This window comes from Planktothrix sp. FACHB-1355, from assembly GCF_014748295.1.
Classification (GTDB): domain Bacteria; phylum Cyanobacteriota; class Cyanobacteriia; order Cyanobacteriales; family Aerosakkonemataceae; genus Aerosakkonema; species Aerosakkonema funiforme_A.
The window spans coordinates 1-11,552 of record NZ_JACJUP010000072.1 but is presented as its reverse complement, the minus strand read 5'-3'; the positions used below and the strand labels follow the sequence as shown (position 1 = coordinate 11,552).

10 protein-coding genes are annotated in these 11,552 nt (G+C 43.6%); 7 read left to right on the top strand and 3 right to left on the bottom strand.

What is annotated here, in order from left to right:
• Positions 1-1,395: CHAT domain-containing protein (locus tag H6S82_RS05745; RefSeq protein WP_191056076.1), on the top strand; the 1,395-nt coding region annotated here is incomplete at its 5' end.
• 19 nt (positions 1,396-1,414) lie between these two features.
• Here H6S82_RS05745 and H6S82_RS05740 read toward each other — a convergent pair.
• Positions 1,415-1,774, bottom strand: coding sequence for a hypothetical protein (locus H6S82_RS05740; RefSeq protein WP_190462050.1), 360 nt, complete (start codon positions 1,772-1,774; stop codon positions 1,415-1,417).
• Between the two features lies 1 nt (position 1,775).
• Positions 1,776-2,174: a hypothetical protein gene (locus H6S82_RS05735; protein ID WP_242056835.1), complete on the bottom strand. Its 399-nt coding sequence runs from the start codon at positions 2,172-2,174 to the stop codon at positions 1,776-1,778.
• Positions 2,175-2,311: 137 nt separating this feature from the next.
• On the opposite strand from H6S82_RS05735, the gene ppsA reads away from it, so the two are divergent.
• Entirely contained in the window at positions 2,312-4,744 is a 2,433-nt protein-coding gene (gene ppsA, locus H6S82_RS05730) for a phosphoenolpyruvate synthase (protein WP_190462048.1), read from the top strand.
• 48 nt (positions 4,745-4,792) lie between these two features.
• Positions 4,793-5,044, top strand: a complete 252-nt coding sequence (locus tag H6S82_RS05725) for a hypothetical protein (protein WP_190462046.1) — start codon at positions 4,793-4,795, stop codon at positions 5,042-5,044.
• A 73-nt stretch (positions 5,045-5,117) separates the two neighbouring features.
• On the opposite strand, the gene H6S82_RS05720 is transcribed toward H6S82_RS05725, so the two are convergent.
• Positions 5,118-5,393 carry a hypothetical protein gene (locus tag H6S82_RS05720; protein WP_190462044.1) on the bottom strand — a complete coding sequence of 92 codons (276 nt, stop codon included), beginning with the start codon at positions 5,391-5,393 and terminating at the stop codon, positions 5,118-5,120.
• Positions 5,394-5,648: 255 nt separating this feature from the next.
• Here H6S82_RS05720 and H6S82_RS05715 point away from each other — a divergent pair, with 255 nt between their 5' ends.
• The 4 genes from H6S82_RS05715 to H6S82_RS05700 form a co-directional block, all read left to right on the top strand.
• Positions 5,649-6,950, top strand: a complete 1,302-nt coding sequence (locus H6S82_RS05715; RefSeq protein ID WP_347339465.1) for an AAA-like domain-containing protein — start codon at positions 5,649-5,651, stop codon at positions 6,948-6,950.
• Positions 6,951-7,126: 176 nt separating this feature from the next.
• Positions 7,127-9,646: an AAA-like domain-containing protein gene (locus H6S82_RS05710; protein ID WP_190462041.1), complete on the top strand. Its 2,520-nt coding sequence runs from the start codon at positions 7,127-7,129 to the stop codon at positions 9,644-9,646.
• Positions 9,647-9,823: 177 nt separating this feature from the next.
• The gene (locus tag H6S82_RS05705) at positions 9,824-10,717 is read left to right on the top strand and encodes an L-lactate dehydrogenase (protein WP_255512171.1); all 894 of its coding nucleotides are present in this window, start codon (positions 9,824-9,826) and stop codon (positions 10,715-10,717) included.
• A gap of 301 nt (positions 10,718-11,018) precedes the next feature.
• Positions 11,019-11,552 (top strand): POTRA domain-containing protein (locus tag H6S82_RS05700; RefSeq protein ID WP_277926388.1); only part of this gene is annotated, 534 nt, incomplete at its 3' end.

Sequence of the window (11,552 nt, the reverse complement as noted above, 5' to 3'; positions counted from 1 at the left end):
GGTGAAGTGGCATTTCGACGCAGCAATATAGTCAGCGGCAATGCTTCTTTGCAGGAAATTGTCCGTCAAGCGCGAGCATCGATCGGTGCCAGGGGAATCGGAATTTCAGTCACAGCGGCAAGAGTTGTTAATAATAACAGACCAAATAACGCACAAACAGCCGAACTGAAGCAACTTCATCAACTCCTCATCCAACCGATCGCCAATTTGCTGCCAACTAATCCAAGCAATCGCATAATTTTTATCCCGCAAGACTTTCTGTTTTTAGTTCCTTTTCCAGCACTGCAAGACAGCGCGGGTAAATACTTAATCGAGAAACATACTATCCTTACATCGCCATCAATTCAAGTATTACAACTGACGCGATCGCAACAACAACGCATTCAGCAAGAAGCCAAAGGAATATTGATTGTTGGCAATCCTACAATGCCGAGTATTAGGGTTAGTCCCAACCAACCGCCCCAGCAGTTACCCAGCTTACCGGGAGCGGAAAAAGAAGCGATCGCGATCGCCAAAATGTTCGCTACCCAACCTTTATTAGGCGCAAACGCTACCAAAGCTACCGTGTTGGAATCCCTGTCAAAAGCGCGAATTGTTCACCTAGCAACCCACGGATTATTAGATGACATTGGCGGCTTTTTCAGTTCCCTCGCCTTAGCACCGACAGATCGAGATAACGGCTTTCTGACAGCGCGAGAAATTATCAGTTTGAAATTAAGTGCCGAACTCGTAGTTTTGAGTGCTTGCGACACTGGGAGAGGACAAATTTCCGGCGATGGAGTTGTCGGACTTTCTCGTTCTTTAATTGGTGCAGGCGTACCCAGCGTCATAGTTTCTTTGTGGTCTGTTCCCGATGCTCCTACCGCTAGTTTGATGACAGCATTCTATCAGAATCTTAAATCCGGTTCTGATAAAGCGCAAGCACTGCGATCGGCAATGCTGAAAACAATGAAAGATTACCCAAATCCGATTAATTGGGCAGCATTTACCCTCATCGGTGCAGCTAATTCTTCTGGAACTCTGCAAGCAGTAACGGGTGGAGTTTCTGTTGCTAATAACAGCAATACCAACAGCACTCAAGCAGCAGTCCGCTACTACACAGTTTTCCCAGTTCCAGATAACGTTACCGACTACCGCGAGTCGCCTTCATTGCGAGTACCGGGAGAAGTCGATATATTTTTCCATAGCACTCTCAGCTTTGAACAACTAATCGATTTTTATCGCCAAGCTTACCGCCAAAGAGGTTTAACTGAAAATACTGGCAATACCAGACTAACCAAAGATAGCGCTCAGCTAGTCTTTTTTGGTTCCCCAAATGGCAAACGAATCATCATTCAAGCTAGCGAAGATTATTTGGGGCGCGGTTTTCGCAGTGTCAGCGTTCGTTTTGAATAGCGTGCAGGGATAATCCTCGCTACCCTAATTTGTGGTTATAAATCCACTCTGTATCCTGATGTGATTCTTTCACTTCACAAAGGGGCTTCAGTGCATCAAAATATCCCTGCTTCCACAATTGCGCGATCGCATTTTCCATCGCACTTCGCGTTAACTCAGGTATTACAATCAACCCTGGTGGAGCCAAAAAAGGAGAACCCAACTCCTCTTCTTCCTCTAAATCTTGCTGCAAACGGATCGGATCGATGAAATAGACTGAATAGGTTTTGCCATCTTCAAATTGGACAATCCCATCGCTTCTACATCCTTTCATCAGCGTTTCTACTTCATCTCTTTCGTCCCAACCATATTTAAATGTTAGTTTAGGGGCGGTTTCCATATCACTGTTCCTCCAGAACGGCTTGGATTTTTCTTAACTCATCAAGGTATTGTTTGTAGGTGAGTAAATTAGCCTCTCTAGGCACAATCTCGTAATGACCGCGATCGCGTCCTCTTTGCACGCATTTTAAGGTATCGGGTAAGAACACGATTTTATAGGCTCCTCCAAAACTCCTAACACGATCGGCATCTTGATGGATCGATATTCCATGTGTTGGCTTAACATAATTCGTTTCCGGGTCTATTCTAACTTCGTTGGGTTTAGCCTCAAAATTACTACCCCCTCTATAAAAGGTAGGCGTTCCTTCATTTACCATATCAATGCTTTTATCTGCTTCCATGAGCCTACCATGCTGTAGGCGATCGCTACTTCTCCCTTTCCCCAACCCGAAAATGGACATTTTGTATAGCATTATACCAAAAAATGCGATCGTCAAGCCGATCCCAAAGAAATTGTAAATTAAATTACAAAGTGATCTAATTTACCCATTCCTCTGCTGTCGATCGCTAGACTGAGGCTAGATAGCAGGAAATACTTATGGTTATAGCAACAGAAGAAAAATCGCCCAGGTTCTCCAAAGAACAATCTCTTATTCTCTGGTTCGATGAAGTTGGGATTGTCGATGTACCCTTAGTTGGAGGCAAAAATGCTTCCTTGGGAGAGATGATCCGGCAATTAACTCATAAGGGAGTTAACGTTCCCAACGGATTTGCAACCACAGCTTATGCCTATCGTTATTTCATCCAAGCAGCAGGTTTAGAAGAAAAGCTGCGCGAATTATTTGCGGACTTGGATGTGGAAGATGTTAACAATTTGCAGGAACGGGGAAAGAAGGCGAGGTCGTTGCTGTTGCACACACCTTTTCCCAAAGAATTGCGGGGTGCGATCGCACTAGCTTACCAGAAGATGTGCGATCGCTACGGTGCAGACACAGAAGTAGCAGTCCGTTCCTCCGCCACCGCAGAAGACCTACCCGACGCCAGTTTCGCGGGACAGCAGGAAACTTATCTCAACATCCAAAGCGTCGAAAGCGTCATCGGTGCTTGTCACAAGTGCTTTGCATCATTATTTACCGATCGCGCTATTTCCTATCGCCATGCAAGGGGATTCGATCACTTCAGCGTCGCCCTTTCCGTCGGCATTCAAAAAATGGTACGTTCCGACTTAGCATCCTCTGGTGTCATGTTTTCGATCGACACCGAAACCGGATTTAAAAATAGCGCATTAATTACAGCCGCCTTCGGATTGGGAGAAAACGTCGTTCAAGGCGCAGTCAACCCAGACGAATACTTAGTTTTCAAACCTACTTTAAAAGATGGCTACCGCCCGATTATCGACAAAAGATTAGGCAGCAAAGAATACAGACTCGTTTGCGATGTCGGTGGCTGCAAGCAGATGAAAAACGAGCGCGTTCCATCAACATTACAAAACCAATTTGCGCTTGAAGATGATGAAATATTACAACTAGCGCGTTGGGCTTGCATAATTGAAGACCACTACAGCGATGTACGCGGCATTTACACCCCGATGGATATCGAGTGGGCGAAAGATGGTTTGAGTAACGAACTGTTTATCGTACAAGCGCGTCCGGAAACGGTACAATCCCAGAAATCGCAAAATATTATTCGCAGCTATGAGTTGCAACAAAGCAGTAAAATACTGGTAACTGGTCGCAGCGTTGGGGAAGCGATCGGTCAGGGAAAAGTTCGCGTCATGCTGGATGTTCGCAAAATCGATTTGTTCCAACAGGGAGAAGTTTTAGTAACAGATAAAACCGACCCCGACTGGGAACCGATCATGAAAAAAGCCAGCGCCATTATTACTAACAAAGGGGGCCGAACCTGCCATGCCGCAATTATCGCTCGCGAAATGGGTATTCCCGCAATTGTCGGTTGCGGCGATGCTACAGATCTCCTGAGAACTGGTCAAGAAGTAACCGTTTCTTGTGCGGAAGGTGAAGAAGGAAAAGTTTATCAAGGATTGCTACCTTTTGAAGTCAAAGAAGTAGCGCTGGAAAACTTACCTCGCACTCAAACTAAAATAATGATGAATGTGGGCAATCCGGAAGAAGCATTTCGTTTGTCCGCCCTTCCCAACGATGGTGTCGGATTAGCGCGGTTGGAATTTATCATTGCCAATCATATTAAAGCGCATCCTTTGGCTTTGATTCATTTCGACGAATTGGAAAATGACGAAATTAAAGTGCCATTGGCAAAACTAACCGCAAGTTACGAAGATAAACCTCAATACTTTGTCGATAAGTTAGCCCAAGGTGTCGCCCGAATTGCTGCGGCATTTTATCCCAAACCTGTAGTAGTGCGGATGAGCGATTTTAAGAGTAACGAATACGCCAATCTTTTGGGCGGTCAGCAATTTGAACCGAAAGAAGAAAACCCAATGCTAAGTTGGCGCGGTGCTTCTCGTTATTACGATCCCAAATATCGCGATGCTTATGCTTTGGAATGTCAGGCTTTGAAGCGAGTGCGGGATGAAATGGGTTTGACTAATGTTATCCCCATGATTCCTTTTTGTCGCACGCCAGAAGAAGGTCGCAAGGTGTTAGCTGAAATGGCGAAACACGGTTTGGAACGCGGCGTTAATGGGTTGCAAGTTTACGTGATGTGCGAGTTACCCAGTAACGTAATTATGGCGGATGAATTTAGCGAAGTGTTTGATGGTTTTTCGATCGGATCTAACGATCTTACTCAACTTACACTAGGATTAGACCGAGATTCTGGTTTAGTTGCCCACATTTTCGATGAGCGCAACGAAGCGGTGAAGCGGATGGTGAAGATGGCGATCGAATCTGCTAAAAGGAACGATCGCAAAATCGGTATCTGCGGTCAAGGGCCTAGCGATTATCCGGAATTTGCCCGCTTCCTAGTCGAGTTAGGAATCGACTCGATGAGTCTGAATCCCGATTCAGTTCTCAAAACACTCCTAATGGTAGCTGAAGTCGAGGGAATGTAATAATACAGTAGGGTGAGCATTGCTCACCCTCTTTTATGGATAATTTCAATGAGCAGAGATATAACCGCCCTACGAAGCATTGTCAACCACCTACCAACAAATATTAGAGAAGCTTTGGAGGCTTACGCTGCGGATACGGGAATGCCTGTAGAATTCATAATTGAAATGGCGATCGCATCTTTTCTTGATGTAGACAGCACGACGTTTGCAGATTGCCGTACCGATTCGCCAGGGCGATTAAGGGAGCGCATTGAAATGTTAGAAATTCAATTAGCAGCTGCCAAAGGGCAGTTACCATGACATAGGGTTTGCTCTAAAAGTGTTTCCCCGGTTGCTTCGTAGCCAACGCTCGAAGATTACAAGGCTTTAATGGTTATTCTTTATCCATCAATTCTTTTGCCATTTTATCGAGTCGATCATTTGCGTCGCGGGTAAGTTTTAAGACGCACACGCTAACCACATTAGCGGCAAGTCCGCCAGCAGTTGTTGCTGTTACTTGGGAAATTTGTCCCTTTAGTAAAAGGCCAATCCCAAAAATACTAATAGTTGTGCTAATGGCAATTAATCCCAACGCTAAATTGAAGCTGAGCCGCGCCTGCCGCAAGCGTTCTTGAAGAATATATAAATCAAAATTGGTTTCGACTCGCATATTGTACCCCAAATTATTGGTTTGTTTATTTGCTCTATTACTATCTAAACCAATAATTTCCAGCAAAACAATTCGATAAAGTAAGGAGTCACTAGATTCTTAACAGCGACAAAATCAGGTTAAGTCAGAAATGTGGAAAAGTATGGAAAAATCAGGATTAATTGGTCGCATCTGTGCAGAATAATCGTTATGGAGTAGTCTGTAAAGTAGGTTTTGAGGAATCAAATATCTATGGAGTTTCAGGAGGCATTCAGGGTGGCAGATGCAGCAGTTGTTGCCAAAACTGAAAAACACTTAACAGATGTGGAATTCGCTATACTCGAAGGCGCTTGGCAGGGTTTGAGCTACGAAGACATCGCTCAAACAAAAAACTACTCGCTCAATTACATCCGAGGCGATGTGGGGAATAAGCTGTGGAAGAAGCTTTCCGACGCTTTGGGGGAAGAGGTCGGTAAGAAGAATTTTCGCATGGCATTGGAGCGGCGATCGCACTCGTCCCTTCCTTCTGGCAACTACCAACAGCCATCGGGGATAGAGCAGGAATTGCCCTATCGTCCTCTGCCATTAGGGTCTAAGCTTTATATTCCGCGTCCGCCAGTGGAAGAAAGTTGCGATCGCGAAGTGTTGAAACCAGGCTCTCTAGTCCGCATTAAAGCGCCTTGGAAAATGGGCAAAACCTCGCTTTTGAAACGGATATTGGCTAATGCGGAGCAGCAAAGCTATAAAACAGTTAATTTCAGCTTGCGCCAACTCGAAACCGCAGTTTTTACCGACTTGGATAAATTTCTGCGACAGTTCTGCGCTAATATCGCTGTTAATCTGCAACTTCAGCCAGAACTAGACGAATATTGGGATGAAGCGCTATTTGGTAGCATGACAAGCTGCACCAACTACATTCAAGGCTATTTGCTGGCAAACATAGACAGTCCGTTGGTTTTAGGTTTGGATGAAGTAGAGCGACTATTTGAATATCCCGAAATAGCGATCGACTTTTTTGCGCTGTTGCGCCGTTGGCATGAAGAAGCGAATAATTTATCCATCTGGCAAAAACTGCGGCTGGTGGTAGTTCATTCCACAGAACCTTACGTCAAGCTGAACAACAACCAATCTCCTTTTAATGTCGGGTTACCCGTGAAATTGCTAGAATTAAGCTTAGAGCAAATGCAAATATTGGCAAGGCATCACGAACTTAACTGGTTAGATAATAGCTCAGCGGAACGGCTCCGGGCAATGGTTGGGGGTCATCCTTATCTGGTGCAATTAGCCATCTACTCGTTGCGGCGAGGAGAACTAAAGCTGGATAAATTGTTAGAAGAAGCGCCTACCCAAGCGGGAATTTACAACGACCACTTGCGAGGAATGTTGGCGTTACTGCAAGAAAAGCCCAAACTCGCCGATGCATTCGTAAAGCTAATGAAAAATGATGGTAGCGTGTCGTTAGAACCGCAACTATCATACCAGTTAGAAAGTCTGGGACTGATCCAAATAGAAGGTAATAAGGCCAAACTCCTCTGCCAGTTGTATCAATTGTATTTTCGGGAGTATTTTCAAGTTTAAGTAACTTTTTAAATTGCTTTGAGGTAACGAAACCCAACGTCGATATTGGTTTTGTTGAGTTTCAGGCTCGATCGAGTCAACTTATAATCTCCAGCGAAAACCTGCATCTACATCTATGTTCATCTGTGCTTAAAAAAGTCCCAAGCTCACTTTTACAATAGATTTTAATTGCCGATATGAGTACACTTTTTAACTACGAATATCAAGTAGGCGGCAGTCTGAAAGTTGACGCACCCAGCTACGTCACCCGCCAAGCAGACGACGAACTCTACAACGCCTTAAAAGCGGGAAAATTTTGCTACGTTCTCAACTGTCGGCAGATGGGTAAGTCCAGTTTGCGCGTTCGTACTATGCAGCGCTTGCAACGAGAGGGAATTGCTTGTACTTCCATCGATTTGACGGGGTTGGGGAGCAAAGTGACGCTCCAACAATGGTATAACGGCATTATTCAGGAATTGTGGCGGGGGTTTAATCTTGCTGGAAAAGTAAACCTGAAAACCTGGTTAAAGGATCGCGAAATGCTTTCTGGCGTTCAGCAACTCAGTCAGTTTATCCAGGATGTGGTGTTAGTTGAGGTTCTGGGCGACAAAATTGTCATTTTTGTGGATGAAATTGATAGCGTTATCAGCTTAGATTTTTCCAGCGATGATTTTTTTGCTTTGATTCGCTTTTCCTATAACCAAAGAGCGGATAATCCGAAGTACGATCGCATCTCCTTTGCCTTGTTTGGTGTCGCGACTCCTTCCGATTTAATTCAAGATAAAACCCGCACTCCTTTTAATATCGGTCAGGCAATTTCTCTGAATGGATTTCAAACGCACGAAGTACAACCTTTGGTTGAGGGGTTGCAAGGGAAAATTACCGATGCACAGGCAGCAATTGAGGAAATTTTAGGTTGGACAGGAGGACAGCCTTTTCTTACCCAAAAGCTGTGCCGTTTTGTAGTAGAAAATGCAGATGGCAAACAGCCTAATATCGAGCATTTAGTCCAACAATATATTATCGAAAATTGGGAATCTCAGGATGAACCAGAACACTTGAGGACAATACGCGCTCGCTTGCTGACAGACGAACAAAGAGCGGCGTATTTACTGGAACTATACCAACAAATTTGGCAGCAAGGAGAGATAGTTGTGACTAACTATCATGAAGAAGCGAAGTTACAGCTAGCTGGCATTGTTGTCAAGGAACAGAATAAATTAAGGGTTTATAATCGTATCTATAAGAGTATTTTCGATCCCCACTGGATTGACCGCGCTTTAAAAAATCTGCGTCCTTATTCCCAGGCATTAAGAGCTTGGGTAGCTTCTGGCTATCAAGATAATTCTCTACTGCTACGGGGTAAGGCATTGCAAGATGCTTTGGCGTGGAAAGCTGGCAGGAACTTGAGTTATCAAGATGAGCAGTTTTTAACAGAGAGTCAAACACAGAAAAAGTTAAAGGAACTTGCCGCCAAAGAGAAAGAAGCTGAACTGGAACGGGAACGGAAAGCTAAAGAAGCAGCCGAACAAGCTAAACAGATTGTGACTGAAGCTTTACAAAAAGCTAAACAGCGAATTCGCATAGGTTCGGCAGTATTATTATTGACTTTGCTGGCAGCGTGCGGAACCGTATTTATGACATCAAAGGCAGTCAAAAATGCCGAGAATAGAGAAAACCTAGCTTTACAAAGAGAAAACCTAGCTCAACAAAGAATTGAAATATTAGATCGGATTTCTAAACTGAGTGTAGACCTCGAAGATGGAGGTTACGTTAATACAGCCAACGAGGTCAGAAGATTCGCAAGTTTGTCTTTTACAATTCAAGATACTCGTCTGAAACAAGCTCTTTTATTAATATCTAGTTCCCTAGCATATCAGGAACTCGAAGAATTTAACAAGGCAGAGAAGGATATTAGCACAAGCCTAGAGCTTTTATCTCCCAATATTAATAAAAATGCTTCTACTTTAGAATTGCAACTTCGCTTCCTTTCCTACTCCATCCAAGGCAATTTACTTAAATTGGATGGAGAAAACTTTGAAGAAGCATCAAAAGTTTACGAGAAGGGGTTAATTACCTTCGATAGCTTATATAGCAAGGATAAGTTTTTTGTTCAAAATATTGCAATTATATCACCAAAACGTCTTAACACCATTTATCAAGAAATAATAGATGTATTTACTCAAACTAAACTAAATCAAGTCCAAGAAGTTAGGCAATCTTTTGTGAAATTCAACTTTGATTATTTAGAACATTTACTAGAAACAGCACAAAAATATGATGAAGCCAATAATTGGAAAGAAGCAGACATTCAAACGGCTAAATTAATGGATATCGTAGCTAAGAGAGATGGTAACAGCAATATCACAGAAGAGTCAATTAAAAATTTTTCGTGTCCGGATATGAATCGAATTGACCAACTTTGGGTAAAATACTCAAATGGACGTTTTGGCTTTAGCGTACAAAAGCGTATTTATTTAGAAAGTGGAAACAAGCTAAACAAGTATAATAAAAAAACTATAAGTCGGTATGGAGAGCTTATAGGGTGGAAAGATGTAGGCGGAAACTGGAAGCGCCGCGAAGAAATAAAGTTCCGCCTTCGCGGGGACGGAGCCAGCCCACGGGGTATTCTTCCATCTCTAGAAGAGCTTGGAGAACCCGACGGGGTGCGCTCCCTCTGCACGTATAATCTTCTCTTTAGAAACATCGGCGTTTGAACAATTTCGATACTTAGCTAGGCAGCGTCTACCCTGTTTGAAAGCAGACACTAAAGTGAAACCACAACACAGATTATGTTTGAACAATTCTTTACACCCTCACCTGAAGTAAATCAAGACTCAACTACCATTCGCCGTCCTCGCAAAGGCGTAATTATTGGCGCAGGTCAAGTTGGTATGGCTTGCGCTTACTCGATGTTGATTCAAAACACCTTGGATGAAATGGTCATCGTCGATGTCAATCGCGAAAAGCTGGAAGGGGAGGTGATGGACTTAGTACACGGTCTACCGTTTGTGCAACCTAGTATAGTGCGATCGGGTACTTTAGCAGACGGTCACGATGCCGATATCGTCATTATCACTGCTGGCGCAAAGCAAAGACCGGGGGAAACTCGTTTAGATTTGGTGCAGCGCAATGTGGAACTATTCAAGAACTTGATTTCAGAAGTGGTAAAGTGTTGTGCCAACGCTATTTTGCTGATCGTCACCAATCCAGTCGATATCATGACTTATGTGAGTTGGCGGCTGTCTGGCTTGCCCAGTTCTAGTGTCATCGGTTCGGGTACAGTGTTAGATACTGCTCGTTTCCGCTATCTTTTGGCAGAAAAGTTCCAAATTGACCCCCGCAGTCTGCACGCCTACATTATCGGGGAACACGGCGATAGCGAAGTGCCTGTATGGAGTAAGGTGAATGTGTCTGGAATGCCGCTGTTTGATGGTGATTTGGATAACGCATCTGATGATAATCAACAACTGGAAGAAGTTTTTGCACAAGTAAAAAATGCTGCTTACGAGATTATCCAACGCAAAGGTGCGACTAGCTATGCGATCGGTCTTGGTGTAACTCAGATTGTACAGGCTATCCTACGCAATCAAAATCGGGTTTTGACTGTCAGCAGTTTGATTAATGGTTTGCACGGGATTGAAGATGTCTGCTTGAGTTTGCCTGCGGTGGTTAATCGTCAGGGAGTAACTAGGCTTTTGAATATGTCTCTAACCACGAAGGAGGAACAGCAGCTGTTACACTCCAGTCAAGTTCTGCGCGAAACAATTGGGAAACTCAATTTGTAATCTTGTTTGGATTTATTTCTGTGACTCTCTCTAGTGTAGAGTCAATTCATGAATTGACTCTACAGATGTAGGGAAGATTTGGTAATCCATATATTTTTAGTTTTTTTATAATGTGCTATCTCATTTCCGGTAGCATCGTTAATGTAAGATTCATATCCTCAAATTGTTTGTTGTCATTGAGGGTTAAATTTTTACCGCAGATGACAGCAGATGAACGCGGATGAACGCAGATGAATCAGATGAAGTATATTGACTTTGGCAATCTTGTCTATTGTTTTTCATTTACTGCGAATCATCTATTATGCGTTTTTGCACTGTTGCAATTTTGACTTGGACGGCTCTGGTTTTTTGGGAAAGACAGGAGGCTCAAGCCAGTTACCCATCACCTGTGCCGAACTTGGCCGATCGTATTGTAGCTCCAATGTCTGCGGAAGCAGGTATTCGATCGACTGCGATCGCACAGCTACCATTAGCGGATACAGTTGAATTTCCCGACATTATCTCTACAAATGCGAAGGATTTACTATATACCACAAATGGGGATTCTCAATTGGCGATCGCTGAAAAAAATGATTCTTCCCCAATCCCCAATTCCCAATCTCCTCTTGTCACAGATATCCAAATCCGCTTTGTCAATAACAAAGGAGAAACTGTTGAAGGTCGCACGCGCAAAGATTTTCTTTTGGGGGAATTGCGACTCAAACCGGGTCAGGTGTTCCGCCAAGAGGCGCTGGAGTCGGATTTGCGGCGACTGAGGCGATTTGAGTTTATCGATCGAGTGAATGTTTCTGTAAATTCAGATAGTACTGGTGTCATTATTATCTATGACATCAAA